A 23,090-nucleotide genomic window follows, 5' to 3' on the forward strand; every position below is an offset into this window, starting at 1 on the left:
TCGTTTTCCACTCGCCGAGATATCGATCAGAAGTCGAAGCGGTTCGTGAATCCGCCGTCGACGACCAGGTTGGTTCCGGTGATGTGACCGGCAGCGGGGGATGCCAGGAACACCACGGCGTTCGCCACGTCCTCGGCCGAACCGAGTTTGCCCATCGCCGCGGCCTCGAGCGCACCCTCGTAAAGAGCCGGACGACTGGTCTTGATCGTGTCCCAGGCGCCGCCTTCGAAGAAGATCGGCCCCGGCGATACCGAGTTGACGCGGATACCCTTGGGACCGAGTGCTTTTGCCTGTGCTGAAGCATGCTGCAACGCGGCCGCTTTCAGGGCGCCGTAACTGTTGGCCGTGGTGATCGGGCCGGCCTCGAGAGCCGAGGTGGTCGCGATGGCGACCACGGCGGCCGCCTCGCTGTTCTCGAGATGACCGGAGGTCGATTCGATGAAGTTGACCAAGCTCATCAGATCCACGTTGAAGCTGTTCACCCACGCCTGCGGGCCCTTGCCGGTGGCGGCAGAGGCGTTGACGATCACGATGTCGATGCCGCCGAGGGCTTCTGCGGATGCATCGACAAACGACTTGACCGACTCACTGTCGCCGACGTCGACCGCCTTGTGAAAAACCGTTCCGTACTCGGACAATTCGGCGGCGACCTCATCGAGGTGTTCCTGACCGCGCGCACAGATTCCGACGGAGGCACCCTCGTTCAACAGGGTCCGGGTGATGGCCAGGCCGATGCCGCGGCTCGCACCACTGACGATTGCGCGCTTGCCTTTGAGATCGAGATCCATTGGTACTCCTTGTGATGGCGGAGGCGGGTGGCCCCCTGGAAGGTCAGAGATTCATTGCTCCCACGTGTGTCTGGAAAGACAGCACGTGGGAGAAGTCGTTGATGGACTGCACCGCGCGGCGCGTGTCCGCCCCCCGCAGAACCGAGATGGATGTGTGGTGCACCCGCACCGGCATGTCGAATCCACTGCCCAGTGCGTCGGCGAGCGCGGCGTTGATGACGCCGCCGTGAGCGGTGACGACCACCCGTTGACCGCGATGCGCGTCGATGATGCGCGACAGCTCGCCGAGCACACGTGCCCGGAATGCGGCCCCGTCCTCGGCGTACGGAAACGCCTCGTACCGTCTGGTGCGGATGTGTTCGCGGAAGATGGTCGAGATCTCTTCGTGAGGCAGCACCTCGAACGGCGACTGGTCTGCGGGGAAGTTCTGCCACGGCTCGAACTCGGTGAGGGTGTCGCGCACCTCGGGGGTCAAACCGTGCCGGGCGCCGATCTCGGTGCCGGTACGCAGCGCCCGTTGCAACGGCGAGCTGTACACGGCGTCGACCCGGGTGGCTGCCAAGCGGTCGGCAACCGCCTGCACCTGACGTTCACCCGTCTCCGACAACGGCGGGTCCACGGTCTCCCCGGCGCTCAACTCCTTGGTGAGCTGCTGCTCACCGTGACGCACCAACACGAGCTCGCACAAGCCGTCCAGTGGCGCGAACGGATTGTCGAGGTCTATGGAGCGGGCACGCGGCTGACTGAGCACTCTGCCAGTGAACCACAAACTGTCGTCGGTCTAAAGATACGTTCGCGAAGTGCCAGCTAGATGGCCTGAGCGAGCTTCGGAAGTGCAGTCGGAGACCAGCGATGTGCATCACACGCTGCAGATGTCCGCCGCCAACTCTCGGACCTCGTCGGAGAACTTTCGGCGGCCGAGGTTGGCCAGCACAGCGTCTTCGGTGAGCCATGACGCGGCTGAGACCTCCAGCAGACTCGACAGCGCGGTTGCGGCGGCAGCCTGCTTCGCCTTCGACGCGACACGATTTCGCGTCCGCAGCTCGGCCGAGAACACCGCGAGCATCTCGAGGCGCACCTCTCGGCGGAGTGCCTCGATCGACAGACTCCAGCCGGGCGACCGGACGAAGTAGACCAGCGACGCCGACCGCTGGCTGTCGGTCCATTCCAGCAATCGCACGATGATGTCGCCGAGCGGTGCGTCTGGATCCTCGGCCACTTTGCCCCGCAACTCATCGAGCAGTTGCTCCGCGAAAAGGCGCAGACCACCGAGCAGCACCTCGTCTTTGGACGGGTAGTGGTAGTAGACCGCGGCCGACGTCATGTGCGCTTCGGCGGCGATGTCGGCAACGGTGACGTCTTCGATCGACCGGACGGAGTACAGGTGCATCGCCGCTTCGACCACCACTTCGCGCCGCGAGGGCCTGTGTGCTGCTCTTTTGGTCCCCTTGCCCACCGGGGTCGCGGCAGCAGACGTACCAGCGCCGGACCTCCCTGGCTCCCCACCCTTGCTTGTCATGCACTAGATGATGACAGGCGGAACAAGTTCTCGAGGCTGTGACATCCTGATGTGGTAACTCAAGGGGCAATGCAGTCATCCGGGGCGAGGAGGAACGACTGTGGCACGGCGGAAGACAACCACACCGGCATCGAATGGTGAACGCACCACCGACAGCCGGACGCTGGACACCGACGAGAACTGGCTGGGCTGGGACTCGCTGCCTGCGGCGGATGACCAACCGGGCGGGGGCCTCGGCTCGCCGACACCCGAACCGGCAGACGACTCCGACCCCGATGAGCCCGTGAAGAAGACCGCACCGGCAAAGGGCTCGGCGCACCGGCCGTCACGGCGCCACCTGATCGTGAAAGCGGCGGTCAGGGTGTTTTCGAAGAAAGGCTTTGCCGAGGCCTCCATCCAGGAGATCGCCGAGGAAGCCGGCATGGTCCCCACCGCCGTCTACTACCACTTCGCCAGCAAGGAAGAGCTGTTCGAGAGCGCTCTGGGATACGCGATGGACGCCAGCTCCAAGGCGGCGCACTCGGCCCGACCCGATGACGTCTCTGCAGATGCCGACTCGTTCAAAGAGGTCGTCTCGGCCGTGTGGGACTGGACCGCGGAGCACCCGAACTCGGCACGCATGCTGTTCCTGCAGATGGCGGGCGGCGCGACTCCCGGAACACGCCTGCTCACCAAGGAGTACGAGGAACGGCACATCCGCCGCGCGTTCGACTACTTCCCGGTGACCGATGTGCCTCCCAACAAGCGTGCCGCCGCGGCACAACACGCAGCCCGCTCACTTCGGGTGCGCACGATGATCGCGATGACCATCGCCATCCAGCCACTCCGTATCGAGGGTGGGCCGCTCGCCGACATCCCCGTCCCCCGGCTACGCACTGCGACCACCGAGGTCTGCTCGAGGATGATCGAAGGTCGCTGACCCGCCACTCCATGCCACTCCGTCGAGTAACTTGACAGCAATACCAGTTGAGTTCGACGAAGTGGAGCGATTCGATGCGAGTTCTGGCTGTCACGGGTGGGCATTCCTTCGACCGGGAGGCCTTCGCCGAGTTCCTCGACTCCCTGCCTGCGGACATCACATGGCGTGAGCATCCGGACGCAGACATCTCCGCTGTAGAACTCGCCGAGTTCGACGCATCACTCCACTACGACATGCCCGGGACCCTTCCGGAGCCGACCGATCCCCCAGAATCGATCCGTGAGGCCGTCCGATCAGCGCCCGACACGGGCCACGGGTACGTGGTGCTCCACCACGCGCTCGCATCCTGGGCGCGCTGGGATGAGTGGGCAGAGTTCGTCGGGGGTCGCTACCTCTATCAGCCAGGCGTGGTCCGTGGCGTCACCTGCCCGGATTCGGGCTATCGACACGCAGTGCCAGAGACGATCTCGGTGGTCGACTCGGCTCACCCGGTGGTCTCGCAGGTGCCCGCAGAGTTCGGGCTGACCGACGAGACGTACCTGTGCGAGGTCTTCGAAGACGACGTCGAGCCACTACTGCGCACCGATGCCGAGATGACCGACGCCGTCCACTGGTCGACGTCGCTGGCCATGGCGGGCCGCCGCGACCACCGCGAGGGCTGGCGACATCGCGAGGGCTCCTCCCTGGTCGGGTGGACGAAGACCAATGGACGAAGCCGGCTGGTCTACCTGCAACCCGGCGACAAGGCCCCCACGTTGCGCGACGCCAACTACCGAGCCCTGGTGTCGGGTGCACTCGAATGGGTGAGTCGTCGCCGCTGACCTACTTTTTGGTGACAACCTAAAGAAATTTGTGCTCGCGATCACTCTTCGCTGCTACAGTTAGTGCATTCGGTACCAAGTAAGGCAGCGAGTCTCAGAAGAGGGAGCACGCGATGCGTCAGATCAAGCATCCGATGAGCCGGGCGATCTATGAATTCGATGAGGATTTCAACGTCCGGGTCACCACCAAAGACGGCAAGACCGGCACTTTCGACCCCGAGGGTCGGTACCTGCACGGTGAGGTGAAGGCTGTGGATCCCGAACTGGCCCGGTGGGTGGGTCTCGGACCGCGCGAACCGGTGCCGATCACCCAGAACCGGCGTTTCATGGGCGCAGCCAAGCTGCTCGAGAAGATGCAGGCCGACAAAATGGCACAAGACGCCCTCGCCGTCAGCCTGGAACAAGGAGGCAAACTGTGACGAACACCGAGGCCCGTCCCACAGGTCAAACCGATGACGACGGTTTCATCGAGAACGGAACCGCGTACCAGCGACTGCTCGACACCGACACCCATCCGGTGCCCGACATCCTGCGCGAGGAGTCGCACGAGAAGTACGAAGACCAGAACTTCGTGCCGGTCTCCCGCTACATCAGCCGCAAATACCACGAGCTCGAGCGCGACCGCATGTGGTACAAGGTCTGGCAGATGGCATGCCGCGAGGAAGAGATCCCAGAACCGGGCGACACCCTCGTCTACGAGATCTGCGAGAAGTCGATCCTCATCGTGCGGGGCAAGGACATGAGCATCCGCGCGTTCTACAACTCGTGCCTGCACCGTGGCCGCACGCTGCGCGAAGAGGACGGGCCAGCAGGTAACGAGATCCGTTGTCCTTTCCACGGATTCGCCTGGAACTTCGACGGATCGCTCAAATCCATGACCTGTGCCTGGGACTTCCCTCAGGTCGACCAGGGCAAGATGGATCTGCCGCAGGTCAAGGTCGACACCTGGGGTGGTTTCGTCTTCATCAACATGGACCCGGCGTCAGAATCGCTCGCGAGTTTCCTCGGCGACCTCGGAAAGCACTTCGAGGCTTGGCCTTTGGAGGACCGCTACATCCAGGCCCATGTCGCCCAGGTCATCCAGGCCAACTGGAAGATCGCGCAGGAGGCCTTCTCCGAGGCATTCCACGTCATCACCACCCATCCGCAGCGAGTGGTGGGCACCGGCGACTCGAACAGTCAGTACGACAGCTGGGGAAACTTCAACCGCGGCATCACCGCGAACGGTGTACCCAGCCCGCACATCAAGTTCGTCCCATCCGAGCAGGAGATGTTCGACTCGATGGTCGACGCCCGCATCGACGAGGACCCGATGGTGACACTGCCCGAGGGCGTGACCGCCCGCGAGATGTCCGGGATGCTGGCCCGCGAGGGCCTGCGTGACATCATCGGAGATGTCAAGGCAGACAACATGTCCGATGCCGAGTCGCTCGACAGCATCTACTACACCGTGTTCCCCAACTTTCATCCGTGGGGCGCCTACCAGCGCATCGTCTACCGGTTCCGGCCCAACGGCGACGACCACGAGACGTCGATCATGGACGTCTACTTGCTCGGCCCCTTCAAAGGCGAGCGGCCCAAGCCGGCGAAAACCCAATGGCTCGAGCCTGATCAGTCGTGGATCGAGGCGACCGTTCTGGGTAGCTCTGCGCGGGTGTTCGACCAGGATGCCTACAACATGCCCAAGGTGCACAAGGGTCTGAAGTCGGCACAGTCGAAGTACCTGCCATTGGCCCGGTACCAAGAGGTGAAGATCCGCCACATTCATCATCTGCTCTCGCAGTGGATCGGCGAGGACGTCGACTGACCGTGTCCGCGACCATGAAAGCGCTGCAGTACCGCGAGTTCGGGGCACGTCCGGAGGTCGTCACGGTCGACAAACCAGTGCCGGGGCCCGGCGAGGTGCTGCTGAAGATGACCGCATCGGGTGCGTGCCACTCCGATGAGTTCATCATGTCTACGCCTGCCGACCAATACGTGTTCGCACCACTGCCGTTGACCCTCGGGCACGAGGGCGCAGGCGTCGTCGAGGAACTCGGCCCGGGCACCACCGGCATCGAGGTCGGCCAAGCGGTACTGGTGTACGGACCGTGGGGCTGCGGGATGTGCCATTCCTGCGCGCAGGGCAGTGAGAACAACTGTGTTCACGGGATCAGCGCACCCGGAATCCACCGACCGGGCACCATGGCCGAGTACATGATCGTCGACAGTCCAAGGCATCTCGTGCCGTTGGGTGATCTCGACCCGGTCGCGAGCGTTTCACTGACCGACGCCGGACTCACGCCGTATCACGCCATCAAGCCCTCGCTGTCGCGTCTGTCCCCCGGCACCACCGCACTGGTGATCGGGGTCGGCGGTCTGGGTCACGTGGGTGTGCAGTTGCTCCGTGCGCTGACTCAGGCAACTGTCATCGCTGTTGATCTCGATCGATCGCGGGTCGATCAGGCCCTCGAACTGGGTGCGCACCACTCTTTCATCTCCGATTCCGATGCGGGAGAACGCATCAGGGAGCTCACCGGTGGTCGCGGCGTCGATGCGCTCTTCGACTTCGTCGGTGCGCAGAGCACCGCCGATCTGGCGCAATCGTCGGTGGCCGTGGCCGGCGAGATCGTCCTGATCGGTGTCGGCACAGGCACCGTGGGAGCCGGGTACCTCACCCTGCCGTTCGATGTGTCTGTGCGCGTGGTCAACTGGGGCTCGCGTAGCGAACTGATGGAGGTCATCGAACTCGCCAAACGCGGTGCGATCAGCGTGACGGTGTCCGAGTTCTCGATGGACGACGCGCCATCGGCCTATGAACAACTCCACGCGGGCAAGGTCCGGGGTCGGGCCGTGGTGGTTCCCACCCGCTAGTACCGAACCCGTCGACGGCGGCAAGGGCCCGGCCGGCGGGTCAGTAGATGGCTTCGCGGTGCGGATCGAAGTAGTGGCCGATCCGCCGGGCGGAGAGCTGACGGAAGATCTCGCCTGCGGCCGTCGGCCACGCGGACGTGGTGACTGCCTCGCTCGCTCGCAACAACGTCACCGAGACCAGGGCGACGCGGCCGAGTGGGGTGTCGAAACCACCCGGGGCGCCCCAGCCCTTGTTGCTCAGCAGTACACCCACAGTGCTGCCGACCGCCCACTCGCGGGGCGCTCGTACCCCGGCGAGCTCCACATACACCGGGTCGACCGAAGCGGTGATGGTGCGTACGAAGTCTTGCCCACCAGAGGCGGCATGGGCCGCGACCGCGGCGATGATCGTGAAAAGCCAATGTTCGCGCGCGCTTTCGTCGGCACGCAGCTCGGGGTCGATGGACTCGACGAAGAACTCCGCGCCCACACCGACCATCGATCCGTTCAGCGCACCGACAAGACTCGGCGCCGACAGACCATCGGTGGCCACCACGGTGGTCCGTTCGCGCGCCACCACCCGAAAGCCCCTGGTACCGCCTGGCCACAACACCTCGTTGTCGGGTAGCGGTGCGAGTATCTGCTCATACATCCGTCCGACGCCCCGCCAGATGTTGTCGCGTGCCGTCTGCGCCTCACGTGCGCCGGGAACATCCTGTGTCGACTCCTGGCCGCGGATCGCAACGCCCACTCCTCCGCCGTGCTGCACCGGAGCCGGAGTGGACGGCACCTGCGAACGGGCATGCGCCCGTTCGAACGCACGCTGGGTGAACGCCAGCTCGTTGGACTCAGGAGTCATTGCAGGCGAGGGGATCTCGACCACCGCGTCGTCGGCTACGAGGAACACCAGACGCATGCGGCCGCTTGATCGCGCCGGGTCGGCTGGTGTTTGTGTGAAAACCCGCCAGCCCGCCTGAATCCGTTGCGCTGCCAGGGAGTACAGATTGTGCCCCGCGTGGTCGATCCGGTGGTTGCGGATGAAGTCCAGCGTGATGGTCACCGCTGCAGCGGCATCGGTGGCGCGGGCGGGCACCGACCCTGCGGATGGGAACGGGAAGTAGGAGCCCGACAGCAGGTGTGCAAGGGGAACGCCGCCAACGTAGTCGACCAACCACTGCGGGGCATCCCGCGGATACCTCAGCAGATCGTCGCGGTAGGCATCGGCGTCGAAGATGAGCGCCGGATCGATCGGCCCGTGCTCACCGTGATCGAACCGGATAACCGGGGCGCCGGGCCCCAGCACGATCTCGAGCAGCAGGCACGCATCCGCCCCGGATTGATACCGCCCCACCCTCAGGTCTCTGGCCACTTCGAGCGCAGGCAGCGGCATCGGAATGGGCGTCGGTGGCACAGGCCCGAAGTACGTCAGGGCGTAGCGGGTGGCGGTACCGGCAAAACTGAATGTGGCTTTCGCTCCGGTGGCACCGAGAGGCGCGACCGATTGGATGAGCCTGCCGATGGTCGAGATGAACTCGGGCTCAGCCATCAGGCGGGCTTGCGTCGAGGACCAATACGTCATCGCGCAGTCACCTCCCCACCTGCGGCCTTCGGATCCGTCACGTGTCGCGATCTTGTGATCGGCGTGCGATCGAAGCCATTATCGCGCATGTGGGGAGGTGCGCGTCTACCTATCCGTTCCGGCGGTCACGCCACTTGCACAGTTCGGTGGCCAGCGAGATGTCGTAGTCGGGGCCGTTGACACCGACCGTGAACAGGGAAACGCCCTCGTCGGCGAGACTGTCGGCGAGCTTCACGGCTTCGTCGAGACCGCCTGCCTGCGACAGCTCCGCCGAGTGGGCGATCTCACCGGGGTCGCGACCGACTGTTGCGCAGTGATCGGCCAGTACCTGCGACTTGTGCCGGTAGGTCTCCAGGTCGACGAACGAGTGCCAGTAATGAGCGTGTTGGGCGACGAACTTGAGCGTCTTCTTCTCGCCGCCGCCACCGATCAGGATCGGGATCTCGCGAACGGGCGCCGGGTTGAGCTTCGCGAACCGGTTCTTGATCCGGGGCAGTGCCTCGCCGAGGGCGTCCAAACGGCTTCCCTTGGTCCCGAAGTCGTACCCGTACTCGGTGTAGTCGCGTTCGAACCAGCCCGAGCCGATGCCGAGGATCAGCCGGCCACCCGAGATGTGGTCGACGGTGCGGGACATGTCGGCCAGCAGATCCGGGTTGCGGTAGCTGTTGCAGGTGACCAGCGCGCCGAGCTGAATGCGTGAGGTCTGCTCGGCCCACGCCGCGAGCATCGTCCAGCATTCGAAGTGCGCGCCGTCCGGCTCACCGTAGAGCGGGTAGAAGTGGTCCCAGTTGAACGCGACATCAACACCGGCGTCTTCGGCGCGGCGAACCGCGTCACGGATGTTGTTGTAGTCGGCCGCGTGCTGTGGCTGTAACTGGACTGCGATCTGAATTGGTGTGCTCATGATTTCCAGTGTGCATCAACCGTGCCGACGGATCGCGGCCTGCGCGGCATGCATGCCACACATACCGTGGACACCGCCGCCGGGCGGGGTCGACGACGCGCACAGATAGACACCGTCCACGGGGGTTGCGTATGGCACGCGCGCAGCCACGGGCCGTGTGAACAATTGCCGCAAATCGGACACGCCCGAATTGATGTCGCCGCCTACGTAGTTCGGGTTGTACACCGAGAGCTGTTTGGCCGTCATGCTGTGCCTGGCGATGATCACGTCCTTGAACCCTGGGGCACACCGCTCAATCTGCGCTTCCACCACTTCGGTCATGTCGACGTCAGAGCCATGAGGCACATGGCAATACGCCCAGGCGACGTGTTTGCCGTCCGGAGCACGTGATGGGTCGATCACGCTCGGCGTTCCGCCGATGAGATTGGGACGCTCCGGATGGCGTCCTGCCTTCACGTCCTCTTCGTTCTGCCTGATCTGCTGGTCGTCCGAGGCGATGTGAAAGGTCGCCGACTTCGCGGTGTAGGGGTCGTTCCACGGGATCGGTTCACTCAATGCGTAGTCGATCTTGAACGACCCTGGGCCATAACGGTATTTGGCGAGGCGGCGGCGGTACCGGGTCGGCAGACGGTCGCCCATGATCCTGCTGAACTGGGTCGGGTCGATGTCGAAGAACTTCAGGCGGGTGTCGGGCATATCATCGAAACTCCGCACGGGATGATCGGTTCGGATCTCGCCACCGTGAGCTTTGAGCGCGCCGGCAAGGGCATCGGCGATCGACTGACTCCCGCCTCGCGCGATCGGCCACCCGCCCGCGTGCGCGAGCATCCCGAGTATCAACCCGAACGATGCCGTGGCCACCCCGCTGGTGGGCCGGACCACGTGAGTTGCGATGGCCGCGAACAACGTACGGGTGCGTGGATCTCGGAACATGATCTTGTTGAACGCGTCTGCACTCAGCAGCGCCTGCGGTCCGAACCTGGCCGCCACCAACAGGTGGCGCGGGATCCGGAACGGGCCGAAGAAGTCGCTGATCAGGTCTTGCGAGTGTTTGGCGGCAAATCCGAGGGTCGCGCCCCATGCGGCAGCATCACGGCCGAGCGTCTCCTGGGTACGCGCGAGATCCCGGAACAGCGGCAGGGCGGTGCCGTCTCCGAACACCTGCGACAGCTGTACCTCGGGGTCGAGCCATTCCAGCCCATATCGGCCCAGATCCATCGAATTGAATGCCGGCGAGGCCAATCCGGTCGGGTGCACCACCGAGCACATGTCGTGCCAGAAGCCGGGTTCGGTCAGTTCGCTCGTCCGGGTTCCACCACCGATCGTCGGATGAGATTCGAGTACCAGAACCTTGTGACCGGCTTTGGCGAGTGTGACCGCTGCCGACAAACCGTTGGGTCCTGATCCGACCACCACCGCGTCGTAACCATCCGCCCTCACAAACACCAACCTTAATCGCGTAACCGCGAGTCTTTACCGCTGATTCATGTTCAGGTTCCCGCCGGTTTCACTGCGATGCCTACCGTTCGACAAGTTGGTCGAAGCCCGCGACCTCGTCAGCCCATCACTTTCGTCAGCACAGGGAGTCACCACGGTGAGAGTTCCACTTGCCATTTTTGATAAACACGCAGGCGCCTCGAAACGCTCCCGCGTGACGTGCCACTACAAATGTGGCGACGCATGCTGGCATGAACCTCCCAACACCAGCGACAACGAGTACTTCCGGGACATCGTCCGCAACGCGGTCTCACGTCGCTCGGTACTGCGTGGTTCGGCCGCTGCAGTGGTCGCGGTGGGAGCCACCTCGGCCCTCGCCGCATGCGGTGATGACAGCAAGTCGACGGCGCAACCGTCGAGTGCGGTGGAGGTCACCGGCACCGGCGACGGCAACGGGATGAACTTCGTGCCCGTCGCGCCGAACACCGAGGACGCCCTGGTCATCCCCGATGGGTATGAGCAGGCCGTGGTGATCATGTGGGGCGACCCGGTGGTCCCCGGGGCCCCCGCGTTCGATTTCGACAACCAGACCCCTGAAGCGCAGGAAAAGCAGTTCGGGTTCAACAACGACTTCGCCGGACTGATCCCCATCGAGGGACAGGCGGGGCACTACTACCTGGTGGTCAACCAGGAGTACACCAGCGAAGAGTTCATGTTCAAGGGTTACAAGCCGAAGGAACCGACCGAGCAGCAAGCGCGGATCGCCATGGCTGCGCACGGCATCACCGTTGTCGAGGTGAAGAGCGAAGACGGGTCGGGCAAGTTGACTCCCGTTGTCGGCGAACGGAATCGACGCCTCACGGCGATGAGTCCGTTCACCCTGACCGGCCCGGCGGCCGGCAGCGAGTTCGTGAAGACCAATGCCGATCCCCAGGGAACCACGGTGCTCGGCACGATCGGCAACTGCTCCGGTGGTCTCACGCCGTGGGGAACCATGATCTCCGGCGAAGAGAACTTCAACGGTTACTTCACCGGCGCGTCCACCGTCGCCGATTCCACGGCGAAAGACCGCCTCGAGCGGTACAGCTTCGACGATGAAGACGACTTCCATCAGTGGGGCAAGTACGAGACCCGGTTCGATCTGGCGAAAGAACCCAACGAGGCGAACCGATTCGGCTACGTCGTGGAGGTCAATCCACACGACCCCAAGTCCACTCCTGTCAAGCATTCCTCGATGGGTCGCCTCAAGCACGAGGGCGCCAACATCTTTGTCACCGACGACGGCACCGTGGTCGCCTACACCGGTGACGACGAGCGCTTCGAGTACATCTACAAGTTCGTGTCCAGCAAGAAGATTCAGCCAGGCGTGGGTGCGGCGGCCATGCAGCACAACATGACCATCCTGTCGAACGGCACCCTGTACGTGGCTCAGTTGACCGGCAACCAGCCCGATCAGATCGACGGCAGCGGCAAGCTCCCTTCCTCGGGATCGTTTGCCGGAACGGGCAAGTGGTTCCCGCTTCTCACCGTCACCGACGACGGCGCCGAGTCCAAGGTCGAGGGCATGACGGCCCAGGAGGTGGCAGTGTTCACCCGGCTGGCGGCCGACAAGGTCGGTGCCACCAAGATGGACCGTCCCGAAGACATCGAGCCACATCCCAAGACCGGCAAGGTCTACTGCGCGCTGACCAACAACGACAAGCGCGGCACGGCGGGCAAGGCCGGCGTCGACGAGGCCAATCCCCGGAACGAGAACAAGAACGGACAGGTCATCGAGTTCACCGACGACCATGCCGGTACGGAGTTCACCTGGGACCTGTTGCTGGTGTGTGGTGACCCGGCCGCCGCCGACACCTACTACGGCGGATTCGACAAGACCAAGGTCAGCCCCATCTCGTGCCCGGACAACGTGGCCTTCGATCCGCACGGGAACCTGTGGATCTCCACCGATGGCAACGCGCTGAAGAACAACGACGGACTGTTCGCCGTTGCACTCGAGGGCGACAACCGCGGCGAGACGAAGCAGTTCCTCACCGTGCCGAGAGGTGCCGAGACATGCGGTCCGATCATCGGCACAGACCGGATCATCGTCTGCGTACAGCACCCCGGCGAAGAAGACGAGTACTCGGCCGACAAGCCTTACTCGAACTGGCCCGAAGGCGGCGATTCGCAGCCTCGCCCGTCGGTGGTCTCGGTGTGGAAGTCGGGCGGTCAGATCGGCGTCTGACCCGATCCCTGTCGGATTCGCTCCGCTTACCGACGTCTGCTCCCGTTGTAACGGGCGCGAACGCGCGCGAGTGGAGCGAATCTGCCGGTGAGGTCAGGGCTTGGCTGTCAACGCGGCGACGATGGCGGCGACCTGCGCGGCCAGCGCGTCGGCGGAACCCTCGTCACCGGTGAACCACCGGAAGAGTGCTTGCTGGAACAGGCCGTCGAAGATCGCGTAGGCCACCGGCGGACTCAGCACCGGGGGTCGACCGGTGAACTCGGAATGGCGTGTGACCATTCGCCAGATCATCGCTTCCAGACCCTGTTCGATCTCGCCGACGGCGGGCCGGAAGACCTCGTCGAAGTAGCTCTGGGCTCGCATGTCGTACCAGAGACGGTGCATCGGAGCCTCGTCCGTCAGGCTCGTCGCCATGGCGGCGGAGAATCGTTTGGCGAGGTCATCGACGTTTTCGGAGCCGTCGATAGCGGCGTCGTACCGGGTGACACATTCGGCTTTGTACTCGCGGACTCCGAAGATGATGAGTTCGTTCTTGTCGGCGAAGTAGTAGTGGAGCACCCCGTGGGTGAAGTCGGAGTTGCTGGCGATGTCGCGAAGACTGGTGTTCGCATAACCCCGTTCCGCCAGAGTGGCCAGCGCCGACCGGGCAAGCTCTCGCTGCCGTTCGCCGAACTTGTCCACGCGACTCTCTGCGCGCGTCCTCCGGGTTGAGGTGCTCATCACCGAGCAGTTTAGATCCGGGTCACGGCCGGAACAATGGCGAACGGACTGTTTTTGCAGTTACCGCGTCACGCCAGGAACTCGATGATCAGGTCGCCGACCACCTCGGGTTGTTCGAGATGCAGGAAATGCCCGGCTGCCTCGACAACGCGGACGTCGCTGCCGGCAGGCAACACCGCACCCGCCCGTTCGGCGAAGCCGGCCTGCATACATCCGTCGTCGGCACCGTGCAGGTAGAGGGTGGGTGTGCGGGCTTCGCCTGTCATCGCCCTCTGCATCGATCGGTATCGCTCGGCGGGCCGGGTGGGTCGCAGCGTGGCCCGGTAGTACGCCAAGACCGCGGTGCGATGCGCTGCGGTGGGCAACGAGTCGAAGACGTACCGCAGGTCTTCGGTGGCGTCGAACCCTGGTGACCATCTCCGCCAGAGGAGCGGGATGAGCTTGTCCAATGTCCGCTCAGACAGACGCGGCAGCTGGACGAACATGGTGTACCAGCTCAGAAAGGCTTGCCGTGCATACAGTTTCGCCATCGCTGCGGGATCGGAACGCACCTGGGTGAATGCCCCGATCGGAGGTACCGCCATCGACACCACGGTGCGGAACGGCGAGCCTTCGAAGGCCGCCAGCCCATTCGATGTGAGTGCGCCCCAGTCGTGTCCGACCACCACGGCCTGATCATCGGCGCCCACGCACCGGTGGATCTCCACGGCGTCGTACATCAGTGCGCCCACGTGGTAATCGCCGTCGCGGGCGAGCCCGGAGGGCGCGTATCCCCTGCCGAACGGAGCGATCACCCGGTAGCCCTGCTCGGCCAGCCGCGGTCCGAGGTGCCGCCACGTGTACGCGGTATCAGGGAACCCGTGTAGGCACAGAGCCAGTGTTCCGTCTGCCGGCCCCCAGGCGAACGCCTGCAGATCCACGGTCGGCAACGTCAGAGAGATCGACTCGGCTCCGGCGGGTGGCTTTTGCATGTACTGATCCAACCAGGTCGGCTAGTCCAGCCAGTCCAAAACGGCTGCAGCGGTCCAGGATTGCTGCATGCTACCCAGCGGCTCTCCGGTGAACGGCTCATAATATTCGGCGAACGACCCGTCTTGCGCCTGCCTCAGCCCTTCTTCACGCAGCCGCGCCGAACGTTCCGTCCAACCGCGACGGGCGAATGCCCACGAGAACAGCCAGGTCATCACCGGCCATACGGGCCCGCGCCAATACTCCCGCGATTTGAAGTCCGCCGAGATCGGTGAGGTCGACGGCGGCACCGCGTACTTGAGGTCGGGGTGACCGCAGAAGCGAGGACCTTCGAAGAGCTTGAGCAGTGCACGCTCACGATCGCGCGGCAGGCCACCACACAACAGCGGCGCAAACATCGCGATGGTCTCGGTGTTGATCCAGCGGCCCGCACGCAGATCGAAGTCGCGAGCGGCCCCGTTGCGTTCCGAGGTCGCCGCCGCGACGCCGGCACGGTATCGATCCGCCCAGGCCCGCAGGTCACGGACATCCGAGCGAGGTTTCGAATAGTCCTCGCCGATCGTCGCGAGCACGTCGCACGCCACCGCGAAGATCGCGCTGACGAAGACGTCCTCGATGGCGAAGCTCATCACCTCGGGCAGCACCGCATCGTCGTAGTTCGCCATCTTCATCTCGTGGACGAGCCACAGATAGCGGTCGTACTCGACGTCGGATGGGCGCATCGAGGCGTCGGCGCCGTGAGAGAGGTCGGCGCGGGTGTACGGCGGCAGATCGGCCCCCGGCTTCACGTTCTCGTAGGCGGCATCCCAGCGGGGCGAGTTGTCCATCCCCGATTCCCAGCCGTGGTACAGCGTGATGCGACCGCGGCCCTGCGGATCCCGGGCATGCGCAAGCCATCTGTGCCACCGGACGAGGTCGCCCCATCTGCGGTCGAGGAACTCCTCGGCGACCGAGCGTGTGGTGCGGCCCTGCCGGCGAGAATGGTCGAGGATGCGTTGCACCGCAATGGCGTGGACGGGCGGCTGGGTGATGCCCGAGGTGTGAGGCGCCCGCGGTGCATTGAACGCGAGCTGTGAACACTCCCATCGCGCCGGACCCGGGAAGTACCCGTCGCGGCCGTTCGCGAAGACGATGTGCGGGATCATGCCGTTGCCCCACTGCGCCGAGAGCAGGGTGTCCATCTCGACCACCGCTCGTTCCACACTCAGCGGAGCGAGGCCGACCGTGACGAAAGCCGCATCCCAGCTCCACATGTGCGGGTACAGACGCGGCGCCGCACTGGTCATGGTGCCCAGATCATTGCCACGCAGCAGATAGGCCGCGCGCGCCGACAGTTGCGTGTTGGTGAAGCCGACGTATCCCACGGTCACATTCTGGCCCCACGGGCGCGATCGTGCCCATCTCGCTGTCCAGACCCTCTGGCAGCCCAGGGTGCTGACTAGGGTGGCGATCATGCCAACCGCGTTGATCACCGGAGCCAGCCGTGGTCTGGGCGCTTCCATCGCCCGTCTGCTCGCGCCCACTCACGACCTGTTGCTCGGCGGTCGACCGTCGACCGAATTGGACAACATCGCATTGCAACTCGACGGGGCCACCACCTGGCCCGTCGAACTCACCGACGCCGACGAGCTCGCGGCCGCCACCGAGGCGATCAGCGAACTCGACGTCCTGGTGCACAACGCCGGCGTGATCAGCTGGGGTTCGATCGAAGACACCCCGGCCGATGAATGGCGTCGTGTGCTCGAGGTCAACCTGATCGCCGCTGCCGAGCTGACCCGCCTCCTGCTGCCCGCACTCCGTGCCGCGCGGGGGCATGTGGTGTTCATCAACTCGGGTGCCGGCCGACACGCCAATCCGGGGTGGGGCGTCTATGCCGCGAGCAAGTTCGGCCTACGCGCACTGGCCGATGTTGTTCGGGCAGAGGAACCATCGTTGCGGGTCACGTCGATCTTTCCCGGGCGCATCGACACCGACATGCAGCAGGAGTTGGTGGCGATGGAGGGCGGCGAGTACGACGCCACCCAGTTCTTGCTGCCCGACACGGTGGCGTCGGCGGTTGTGGCAGCCATCCACACGCCGGCCGACGCCCATCCCCAAGAGGTGGTGCTCAAACCGACGGGCCGTCGCTGAAACGTCTGACCGCGCCGATGCAGCCGAGTTCGGTGTCAACGGCCCGCGGCCGGATTCTCGGACCGTAGGGTGAGGGTCATCGGGCAGACAGCGCAATCGGCAGTTGGGGAGAACATGACGTTGAAGTATTCAGAATCCGATCGGGCACTTGCCCGGGCGGCGTACGAGACCCTCGAACCGTTTCACGTTGTCGCCTACTTCAGCCCTGACATCAAAGCCGCATGCGCCGACACCGGACTGGACTTCCACGGCTGGTACGTGGGCGCTCGGGGCGCTCCGTTGGGGCCATGTGACGGCTCGGTTGTCGCTGCGGCGTTCTTCAACTTCAGCCCCGCGGTAGTCGGTCCCGGGTGGGATGCCGCCAAAGCCGTGGGCCTGGACGTGGTGAACGACCGCCGGTACCAAATGCTCGACGAGACGTTGGGCCGTGCGCTCGGCGACCACGTCGGGAATCCCGTGCTCGATGAGCTGGCGGATCGCTACGCCCAGAAGGCTGCAGACCTGCCCATGGGCGGGCGCACACTCGCCGCGGCATGGGCCAACTCGCAGCCGCCGACCCAGCCGCACGTTCGGCTGTGGCATTCCATCGCAATCGTCCGCGAGTGGCGGGGTGACGCCCACATCGCCGCGTTGGTCACCGCGGGCCTCGACCGGCTCGAAGCGCTGGTGCTTCACGAGGCACAGCACCCCGACCCCACGGTGCGGCGCCGTCTGCTCGGTAAGAAGCTGGTGATGGTGACCCGCGGCTGGTCCGAGGACGACTGGAGTGCGGCCGCGGACAATCTGCGGGCGCGCGGGTTGATCGATCAGGCGGAGTCGGGCGAGATCCTCACTGCAGCCGGCGCCGACCTCTACAACCACATCGAGGAACTCACCGACGATGCAGCGGCCGCTGCCTGGTGTATAGACGACGACACCGAGCAATTGCTCACGGCGACAAAGCCATTCGTCAAATCGGTGATCGACGCGGGAATCCTCCCGGGGACCAAGAAGAAGTAACCGGTTCGGTCAGCTGGCGAGCCAGAGCCGGCGCCGGATCACTCCGCGCATACGTTCGACATCGTGCGGATTGAGTGACGCCGGCGGTTCTTCGTCGACGATGTTGTTCAATTCGGCGAAGAAGTCACGGACGGGCATGCCGAACCGCTCACGGATCTGATCGGACGGGCCACCGCCGAACTGGTACCAGTGCGACTCGAACTCCACCATTTGCTGCTGCTGTGGTTTCAGCGACATCGCAAACACACCTCCCCGATCGACGTAAGAAGAATCCCCGGTTGTCCGACGGTTTCTGCGTCGGGCCATCGATTCTTGATACCGCAAACTTCGGTTCGATGCGAGATTTAGATCACACATGATCGGAATGCCGCGAGAACAGGCGGCACTCACCGCCAGATGACGCCGATCCCGGCGGCCAGGAGCGACAACACCCCGACGGCATAGAAGAGCGGGCGCGGGACGGGACGGCCCGTGCGTCGCTGCTTCGCGTTCCCCGCACCGAGAACCCCACCCAGGACGATGAGGATGGCCAGTTTGAGGCCTACCTTCGGCCAATTGGTCTCCACACCGGCAGGCCAGGGTGCAGCCAGGACGACCCCACTGATCAAGGAGACCAGCAAGCCGTAGTCCATCGCGGCGGTGGTCCTGAAACGGCGTGCCAGCGCCTCCGCCGCCCAGCCACCGAAGGTCACGGCGAACCCGATCAGATGAATCCAGATCACGACGTTGCGAAGTACGTCCACGCTCACCCCTTGCCTCGGCCCGCCACAGGGGCAGTCCATGCTTGGCGCCCAATGGTTGCGGCAGTTTCAGTCAGACTGTAACTGAGGATGCTCGCATGTCAAACCGTCTGATCGGCGCCTCATTCCCGGCCGCACCCAGCCCCCACGGTGGTCTACTGTTGGCCGGAATCGACGAGTGAGGAATGTCAACGTGCCGGAGGACGATCGCGCTGCCGAGGCGGCTCCGACCGCCACCGAGGATGGCATCGCGCCCTCGAGTGCAGCCTTCGTCCTGATCGCCCTGGGCAACCGGATGCGCGCGCGGGTGGAGTCCCGCTTGGCGACCGAAGGCATTGCCATTCGCCACCTGTCGGCTCTGGGCCACCTGTCACGAAGGCCGGGGATCTCCTACAGCGAGCTCGCACGCCGTGCGTCTGTGACCCCACAGAGCATGCAGGCGACGTTGAACAAGCTGGAGGCGATCGGCGCCGTGGAGAGGACGACGAGTGGCGGAAGAGGCCGCACAGCAACACTCTTCGTGACCGAGGAAGGCAAAAGACTACTGGCCGTGAGCTACTCGTCGTACGCAGAGCTAGATGCCCTGCTCACAGAGCATCTCGACATGAAGACGTTGAACGACATGATGTTGCCGTTCATGAAACTCCTGCGGAGCCTCGACTCCGAGTGAGTCAACCGCGACCATCTCCGCCCCGTCGGGTATCAGGAGTTGGTGGCGTATGCGACAGCGGAACCCGTCGGCGGCACCCGAACCGCGCGCCCAGCCGACGACATAGCCGCGGTGTGGATCTCGATGGTCCCGTCGGCGCGCTGGAGAAGCGTGGTCACCGTGCCGTCGTCGCCGACCAGCTCGATACTCCTGACGCCTGTCTCCGCGTCGCCCCGACTCCTCATCGGGTCACCTGAGAAACGAGTCTCGTCACCGACTGTTCGCACGCTGCTTGCCATGTCCGCCGCCTTCTCCGAGTGTGTACATGGGAAGTTCGTCGCCGACGATGCGGCGGATTGGTTCACACAGCACCTCGAGAACTCACTCAGGTGCAGCCCACAGACGGAACACCGTCCTGCACCGACCTCGCGAAGCCGATCAATGCCGCGGTCACCTCATCGGGCCGCTCCATCTGGATGAAGTGTCCGGCCCCGTCGAAGGTGCGGACTGTCTGAAGCCTGGGCATCGTCTCGCGCATCCGGCCGATGGCTTTGCGGCCTGCCATCGTGATCACCGGGTCCTCACCACCGGCGAGAAAACAGGCCGGGACGTCGATGACACGACCGTCGACGGCGCTCTCCCAGTTGAGGTCCGCGGCGCGGTACCAGTTCAGACCACCGGTGAATCCGGTTCTGCGGAAAGCTGTCTCGTATTCGTCGAGGTCCCCTTCCGACAGCCACGACCACGGCAGTTGCGGTGCTGCGGGCAGTACGTCGAGGTACCCCAGTCGGCGGCCGTCGCGGTGGCTCGGATGCTGCCAGATGTCGAGGTAGCGAAAGTTCCCCGACAAGGCGTGGAACAACCGCATGAGGAACTCGCGCGGTGCTGCGTTCAGTTCGGCCTCGGCGAGATCTGGCTGCATGAAGTACTCGAAATGGAAGAAATGGCGCTGTGCCAGAGCCGAATAGGCGTCGGACGGCCTGATCGGCAGCCGGTCCGGAGCGTAAGGCATGGCGAGCAGCACCAGCCCGGCCACCCGCTCGCGATGCTCGAGGGCAACGGTCCATGCGGTCGGGGCGCCGAAGTCGTGGCCCACAACAATTGCCTGTTGAACCTCAAGAGAGTCGAGCAGCGCGACCACACGATCGGCGACTGCGGCAAAGGTGTACTCGGCAACGCCGCCGGGCGAATCGGTGGCCCCGTAGCCGGGCATGTCCGGCGCGATGACGCGGAAGCCGGCCGCCACCAGGGGCTCAACCTGGTGACGCCAGCTGTAAGCGAGCCCAGGAAACCCGTGGAGCAACAGCACGGCCGGACCGTGTCCGTCGTCCACGAGGTTCCACGTGAATCCGTCGACCGTCAGTGTTCGGTAGGGCACCGACTAGACCTGCTGGAGGTCTTCCTGGCTCCACACCGCACGCATGCTGGTGATCTTGCAGTTGTCATCGAAGACCATGATGTCCACGGGCGTGATCTTGAACGCGGAGCCGCCCGCCTCGGTGATGAGGGTGAACTCGAAGACTGCCGTGTCGCCGGCGATCTTGGACCAATGCAGCTCAGCGGTGGTCTTGTCCATCGCAGCAATCACGCCATAGAACTCCACGATCGATTCGCGCGTGCTGCGCACGTCGGCGCCGATCGGGTCTTCGACGGTCGCGCACTCTGCGTACAGATCGGCGACCTGCTCTGGCTTGCCGTTCGCCACCAGGTCCACGTAGGACTCGACGACTTTTTTGATTTCCTCGACACTCGGCATGTGCATCTCCCTCATCGACTAGAACATGTTCTAGTTCGAGGACGTTACCCGTGATGTCCAGCTGAGTCCCGGAAAGGTTCAAACACCCACCAAAGCCAAGAGGTGCTCACCCGCAATGGGTGAGCACCTCGAGATGACTTCGATGGTGTGGTGAGCGGGTCAGCGACTCTGGTCGGCTGCGCCCTGTTCCGTGCTTGCGCCGGCATTCGCCAGCTCTCCCGAGGCGTTCTCGAGGTGCGCACGGACGAACCATTGGAACTTCTCGAGTTCCGCGGTCTGGCCGATCAGGATGTCTTCGGTGACCGGATCGATCTCGCCTGCAACGGCAATGGCCTCACGCTGCGAGGTGATCACGCCAACGTAGACGAGGTCGAGGGCGCCGAGGTGGGCCTGCACCGTGTCGCGGCCGACCGAGTAGTCGTTCCAGGACCGATCCTCTTCGATCGCCTTGGCGGTGCCCTTCGGTGAGCCACCCAGGGTCGCGATGCGCTCGGCGAGCGTGTCGGCGTAGCCGCGGGCGAGTTCGACCTGGGGATCGATCATTTCGTGAACGCCGATGAAGTTGGCACCGACGACGTTCCAGTGGATGTGCTTCAGAGTCAGATGAAGGTCGTTGAACGCGCTGAGACGTTCCTGCAGGACAGAGACCAGTTTCTTTGTGGCGTCATCAGAGAGGCCAGGCGCGGTGAAAGTCATGACCGCAGTTTGCCCTGCCGACCCAGATCTCAAACCCGACCGTGCCGCCGAGACCGAACTGCGACCTTGTCATAACGGTTCGGTAACGGGTGCGGGTACACCTGGGCCTACCGTGTGGTTGGCTTGGTTGATGATCGAACGCAAGTGCTCGACAGTGGCAACCGGTGACCTCGACCTCTGAGTCGGACGAGATCTTCGAGGGACTCGAACTCGTACCGCATTACGCACCCATTCGCCGGCTCGCCGACGATGCGCTGGTCGCTGTGGAACTACAGGTCCTTGGACGCGGGGACACCGCCCTGAACACCCCGAAATCGCTGCGCCGCGCTGCGCGGATGATGCAGCAGACCGACGTCGTCGACGGTCGCAAGCTTTCATTTTTCAACGCGGACCCGGCCAAGACCACCGTGCCCATCTTCGCGACCGTTGATCTGCTGTCGCCCGCTCACCTCGCGTTCGCGGCCCCGGCCGAGCACCACCTGCTTCTTTCCGTGGACCCCGGCGAGACCTTCCGCCGGCCCCGCTCCGTGTTGGACGAGGTCGCTGCGGCCCGTGCCGCGGGTCGCCTGATCTGCGTGGACCGGTTGGGGCTCGATGATCGCGCGTTGACCCTGCTGTGGCTGATCGAACCCGACGTGATCTTCACCCCTGCGGAGTTGCTGGCCCGCACCCGCGATCCAGAGATCGCCGGGCTGGCCCACGCACTGGCCGCCCACGCCGAACGGACCGGAGCTCTGGTCATCGCCGAAGGCGTCGACAGCGAGGCGCTGCGGGTGGCGGCGCAGACGGTCGGAGCCACCCACGGCATGGGAGCCCTGTTCCCGGCTGCGCACAGCCCGGCGCTTTTCGCCGACGAGCCGGTGGCTGCACTTCCGCCACGTGACTCCGCGGCCGGCCCCGCAGATGATGATTCGGCGACCACCCCGTACGCCATCGTCCGTGCGAGTCACGTTCCCCGCCCCGGCGACAAACGCCTGCTGATCGAGATGAGCAAAGCCCTGGAGACGCAGGCTGCGGCCGCCGGCCCGGGAACCCTGGTGCTGGGCACCTTTCAGGAGGCTCGGCAGTTCACGCCGGCGACGGCACGGCGTTGGCGTTCCCTGGCGGACAAAGCCGGTTTCGCCGGTGTGTACGGCGTCGGCCTGCCGCAGATGCTCGACGGAAACGTTCAGCACGCTCCCCTCGACCCGGATGATGACCTCGTCAACGAGTGGACGGTAGTGGTTCTCGGCCCGCACGCCTCGGCAGTCCTGTCCGCGCGAGACCGGCACGAACCGGTCCCCGACCTCGATCGCACCTTCGACGTGGTCCAGAGTTACAACCGTGACCTCGCATCCCGTGCGGCGCACGCCATCCTCGCCCGATTCACCTCACCGCGAGTGGCTGACTGATTCGACGGAGGGCG

25 protein-coding genes are annotated in these 23,090 nt (G+C 64.6%); 10 read left to right on the forward strand and 15 right to left on the reverse strand.

Annotated elements, in window-relative coordinates; genetic code table 11:
* Window positions 1–26: 26 nt before the first annotated feature.
* The 3 genes from ACVWY6_RS15725 to ACVWY6_RS15735 form a co-directional block, all read right to left on the reverse strand.
* Window positions 27–788 carry an SDR family NAD(P)-dependent oxidoreductase gene (locus ACVWY6_RS15725; RefSeq protein ID WP_400722055.1) on the reverse strand — a complete coding sequence of 254 codons (762 nt, stop codon included), beginning with the start codon at window positions 786–788 and terminating at the stop codon, window positions 27–29.
* A gap of 43 nt (window positions 789–831) precedes the next feature.
* The gene (locus ACVWY6_RS15730) at window positions 832–1,539 is read right to left on the reverse strand and encodes a histidine phosphatase family protein (RefSeq protein WP_457539268.1); all 708 of its coding nucleotides are present in this window, start codon (window positions 1,537–1,539) and stop codon (window positions 832–834) included.
* Window positions 1,540–1,647: 108 nt separating this feature from the next.
* Window positions 1,648–2,307: a TetR/AcrR family transcriptional regulator gene (locus tag ACVWY6_RS15735; RefSeq protein WP_062796234.1), complete on the reverse strand. Its 660-nt coding sequence runs from the start codon at window positions 2,305–2,307 to the stop codon at window positions 1,648–1,650.
* A gap of 100 nt (window positions 2,308–2,407) precedes the next feature.
* On the opposite strand from ACVWY6_RS15735, the gene ACVWY6_RS15740 reads away from it, so the two are divergent.
* The 5 genes from ACVWY6_RS15740 (at window position 2,408) to ACVWY6_RS15760 (ending at window position 6,900) form a co-directional block, all read left to right on the forward strand.
* Window positions 2,408–3,226, forward strand: coding sequence for a TetR/AcrR family transcriptional regulator (locus tag ACVWY6_RS15740; RefSeq protein WP_457539270.1), 819 nt, complete (start codon window positions 2,408–2,410; stop codon window positions 3,224–3,226).
* A gap of 74 nt (window positions 3,227–3,300) precedes the next feature.
* Window positions 3,301–4,047 carry a ThuA domain-containing protein gene (locus tag ACVWY6_RS15745; protein ID WP_457539272.1) on the forward strand — a complete coding sequence of 249 codons (747 nt, stop codon included), beginning with the start codon at window positions 3,301–3,303 and terminating at the stop codon, window positions 4,045–4,047.
* Between the two features lie 113 nt (window positions 4,048–4,160).
* Window positions 4,161–4,466, forward strand: coding sequence for a hypothetical protein (locus tag ACVWY6_RS15750; protein ID WP_457539274.1), 306 nt, complete (start codon window positions 4,161–4,163; stop codon window positions 4,464–4,466).
* Window positions 4,463–5,854: an aromatic ring-hydroxylating oxygenase subunit alpha gene (locus ACVWY6_RS15755; protein WP_457539276.1), complete on the forward strand. Its 1,392-nt coding sequence runs from the start codon at window positions 4,463–4,465 to the stop codon at window positions 5,852–5,854. The genes ACVWY6_RS15750 and ACVWY6_RS15755 overlap by 4 nt, the downstream gene beginning before the upstream one ends.
* A 14-nt stretch (window positions 5,855–5,868) precedes the next feature.
* Window positions 5,869–6,900, forward strand: coding sequence for an NAD(P)-dependent alcohol dehydrogenase (locus ACVWY6_RS15760; RefSeq protein WP_457540174.1), 1,032 nt, complete (start codon window positions 5,869–5,871; stop codon window positions 6,898–6,900).
* A 40-nt stretch (window positions 6,901–6,940) separates the two neighbouring features.
* Here the strand turns inward: ACVWY6_RS15760 and ACVWY6_RS15765 are convergent, their stop codons facing one another.
* The 3 genes from ACVWY6_RS15765 to ACVWY6_RS15775 all read right to left on the reverse strand — a co-directional run bounded on the left by ACVWY6_RS15765 (window position 6,941) and on the right by ACVWY6_RS15775 (window position 10,802).
* Window positions 6,941–8,458, reverse strand: a complete 1,518-nt coding sequence (locus ACVWY6_RS15765; RefSeq protein WP_457539278.1) for a hypothetical protein — start codon at window positions 8,456–8,458, stop codon at window positions 6,941–6,943.
* 109 nt (window positions 8,459–8,567) lie between these two features.
* Entirely contained in the window at window positions 8,568–9,362 is a 795-nt protein-coding gene (locus tag ACVWY6_RS15770; protein WP_062796226.1) for an LLM class F420-dependent oxidoreductase, read from the reverse strand.
* A gap of 15 nt (window positions 9,363–9,377) precedes the next feature.
* Window positions 9,378–10,802: a phytoene desaturase family protein gene (locus tag ACVWY6_RS15775; RefSeq protein WP_457539280.1), complete on the reverse strand. Its 1,425-nt coding sequence runs from the start codon at window positions 10,800–10,802 to the stop codon at window positions 9,378–9,380.
* 154 nt (window positions 10,803–10,956) lie between these two features.
* Between ACVWY6_RS15775 and ACVWY6_RS15780 the strand changes: the two genes are divergently transcribed.
* Window positions 10,957–13,026 (forward strand): PhoX family protein, encoded by a 2,070-nt coding sequence (locus ACVWY6_RS15780; protein WP_457539282.1) that lies wholly within the window; start codon window positions 10,957–10,959, stop codon window positions 13,024–13,026.
* Between the two features lie 93 nt (window positions 13,027–13,119).
* Here ACVWY6_RS15780 and ACVWY6_RS15785 read toward each other — a convergent pair whose 3' ends face one another.
* The 3 genes from ACVWY6_RS15785 to ggh all read right to left on the reverse strand — a co-directional run bounded on the left by ACVWY6_RS15785 (window position 13,120) and on the right by ggh (window position 16,079).
* A complete protein-coding gene (locus ACVWY6_RS15785; protein ID WP_038253236.1) occupies window positions 13,120–13,746 on the reverse strand; it encodes a TetR/AcrR family transcriptional regulator in 627 nt (208 codons plus the stop codon).
* Between the two features lie 68 nt (window positions 13,747–13,814).
* The gene (locus tag ACVWY6_RS15790; RefSeq protein ID WP_400722077.1) at window positions 13,815–14,717 is read right to left on the reverse strand and encodes an alpha/beta hydrolase; all 903 of its coding nucleotides are present in this window, start codon (window positions 14,715–14,717) and stop codon (window positions 13,815–13,817) included.
* 21 nt (window positions 14,718–14,738) lie between these two features.
* On the reverse strand, window positions 14,739–16,079 hold the full coding sequence (ggh, locus tag ACVWY6_RS15795) for a glucosylglycerate hydrolase (protein WP_030166637.1): 1,341 nt from the start codon (window positions 16,077–16,079) through the stop codon (window positions 14,739–14,741).
* A gap of 88 nt (window positions 16,080–16,167) precedes the next feature.
* On the opposite strand from ggh, the gene ACVWY6_RS15800 reads away from it, so the two are divergent.
* Both ACVWY6_RS15800 and ACVWY6_RS15805 read left to right on the forward strand, forming a co-directional pair.
* On the forward strand, window positions 16,168–16,845 hold the full coding sequence (locus tag ACVWY6_RS15800) for an SDR family oxidoreductase (RefSeq protein WP_400722080.1): 678 nt from the start codon (window positions 16,168–16,170) through the stop codon (window positions 16,843–16,845).
* Window positions 16,846–16,959: 114 nt separating this feature from the next.
* Window positions 16,960–17,844: an SCO6745 family protein gene (locus ACVWY6_RS15805; protein ID WP_457539285.1), complete on the forward strand. Its 885-nt coding sequence runs from the start codon at window positions 16,960–16,962 to the stop codon at window positions 17,842–17,844.
* A gap of 9 nt (window positions 17,845–17,853) precedes the next feature.
* On the opposite strand, the gene ACVWY6_RS15810 is transcribed toward ACVWY6_RS15805, so the two are convergent.
* Entirely contained in the window at window positions 17,854–18,081 is a 228-nt protein-coding gene (locus tag ACVWY6_RS15810; RefSeq protein WP_400722086.1) for a DUF3263 domain-containing protein, read from the reverse strand.
* Window positions 18,082–18,230: 149 nt separating this feature from the next.
* Complete coding sequence (locus tag ACVWY6_RS15815) at window positions 18,231–18,587, reverse strand: Fe-S protein (protein ID WP_099382731.1); 357 nt, start codon at window positions 18,585–18,587, stop codon at window positions 18,231–18,233.
* A 190-nt stretch (window positions 18,588–18,777) separates the two neighbouring features.
* On the opposite strand from ACVWY6_RS15815, the gene ACVWY6_RS15820 reads away from it, so the two are divergent.
* Entirely contained in the window at window positions 18,778–19,254 is a 477-nt protein-coding gene (locus ACVWY6_RS15820) for a MarR family winged helix-turn-helix transcriptional regulator (RefSeq protein WP_457539287.1), read from the forward strand.
* 32 nt (window positions 19,255–19,286) lie between these two features.
* Here ACVWY6_RS15820 and ACVWY6_RS15825 read toward each other — a convergent pair whose 3' ends face one another.
* The 4 genes from ACVWY6_RS15825 to dps all read right to left on the reverse strand — a co-directional run bounded on the left by ACVWY6_RS15825 (window position 19,287) and on the right by dps (window position 21,685).
* Window positions 19,287–19,478: a hypothetical protein gene (locus ACVWY6_RS15825; RefSeq protein ID WP_457539288.1), complete on the reverse strand. Its 192-nt coding sequence runs from the start codon at window positions 19,476–19,478 to the stop codon at window positions 19,287–19,289.
* Window positions 19,479–19,618: 140 nt separating this feature from the next.
* Entirely contained in the window at window positions 19,619–20,611 is a 993-nt protein-coding gene (locus ACVWY6_RS15830) for an alpha/beta fold hydrolase (protein ID WP_457539289.1), read from the reverse strand.
* 3 nt (window positions 20,612–20,614) lie between these two features.
* Window positions 20,615–20,989, reverse strand: coding sequence for a nuclear transport factor 2 family protein (locus ACVWY6_RS15835; protein ID WP_457539291.1), 375 nt, complete (start codon window positions 20,987–20,989; stop codon window positions 20,615–20,617).
* Window positions 20,990–21,148: 159 nt separating this feature from the next.
* Entirely contained in the window at window positions 21,149–21,685 is a 537-nt protein-coding gene (gene dps / locus ACVWY6_RS15840; RefSeq protein ID WP_023958495.1) for a DNA starvation/stationary phase protection protein Dps, read from the reverse strand.
* Window positions 21,686–21,849: 164 nt separating this feature from the next.
* Here dps and ACVWY6_RS15845 point away from each other — a divergent pair, with 164 nt between their 5' ends.
* Window positions 21,850–23,076, forward strand: coding sequence for a DICT sensory domain-containing protein (locus ACVWY6_RS15845; RefSeq protein WP_457539293.1), 1,227 nt, complete (start codon window positions 21,850–21,852; stop codon window positions 23,074–23,076).
* Window positions 23,077–23,090: the final 14 nt, after the last annotated feature.

It is taken from the genome of Williamsia sp. R60, from assembly GCF_054063855.1.

Bases quoted from the DNA above. Each gene is read 5' to 3' on its own strand.
- ACVWY6_RS15790 (WP_400722077.1), bottom strand. From the start codon at position 14,717: ATGCAAAAGCCACCCGCCGGAGCCGAGTCGATCTCTCTGACGTTGCCG.
- ACVWY6_RS15810 (WP_400722086.1), bottom strand. From the start codon at position 18,081: ATGTCGCTGAAACCACAGCAGCAGCAAATGGTGGAGTTCGAGTCGCAC.
- ACVWY6_RS15835 (WP_457539291.1), bottom strand. From the start codon at position 20,989: ATGCCGAGTGTCGAGGAAATCAAAAAAGTCGTCGAGTCCTACGTGGAC.
- ACVWY6_RS15805 (WP_457539285.1), top strand. From the start codon at position 16,960: ATGACGTTGAAGTATTCAGAATCCGATCGGGCACTTGCCCGGGCGGCG.
- ACVWY6_RS15770 (WP_062796226.1), bottom strand. From the start codon at position 9,362: ATGAGCACACCAATTCAGATCGCAGTCCAGTTACAGCCACAGCACGCG.
- dps (WP_023958495.1), bottom strand. From the start codon at position 21,685: ATGACTTTCACCGCGCCTGGCCTCTCTGATGACGCCACAAAGAAACTG.
- ACVWY6_RS15735 (WP_062796234.1), bottom strand. From the start codon at position 2,307: ATGACAAGCAAGGGTGGGGAGCCAGGGAGGTCCGGCGCTGGTACGTCT.
- ACVWY6_RS15750 (WP_457539274.1), top strand. From the start codon at position 4,161: ATGCGTCAGATCAAGCATCCGATGAGCCGGGCGATCTATGAATTCGAT.
- ACVWY6_RS15785 (WP_038253236.1), bottom strand. From the start codon at position 13,746: ATGAGCACCTCAACCCGGAGGACGCGCGCAGAGAGTCGCGTGGACAAG.
- ACVWY6_RS15745 (WP_457539272.1), top strand. From the start codon at position 3,301: ATGCGAGTTCTGGCTGTCACGGGTGGGCATTCCTTCGACCGGGAGGCC.
- ACVWY6_RS15760 (WP_457540174.1), top strand. From the start codon at position 5,869: ATGAAAGCGCTGCAGTACCGCGAGTTCGGGGCACGTCCGGAGGTCGTC.
- ACVWY6_RS15765 (WP_457539278.1), bottom strand. From the start codon at position 8,458: ATGACGTATTGGTCCTCGACGCAAGCCCGCCTGATGGCTGAGCCCGAG.
- ACVWY6_RS15725 (WP_400722055.1), bottom strand. From the start codon at position 788: ATGGATCTCGATCTCAAAGGCAAGCGCGCAATCGTCAGTGGTGCGAGC.
- ACVWY6_RS15825 (WP_457539288.1), bottom strand. From the start codon at position 19,478: ATGAGGAGTCGGGGCGACGCGGAGACAGGCGTCAGGAGTATCGAGCTG.
- ACVWY6_RS15800 (WP_400722080.1), top strand. From the start codon at position 16,168: ATGCCAACCGCGTTGATCACCGGAGCCAGCCGTGGTCTGGGCGCTTCC.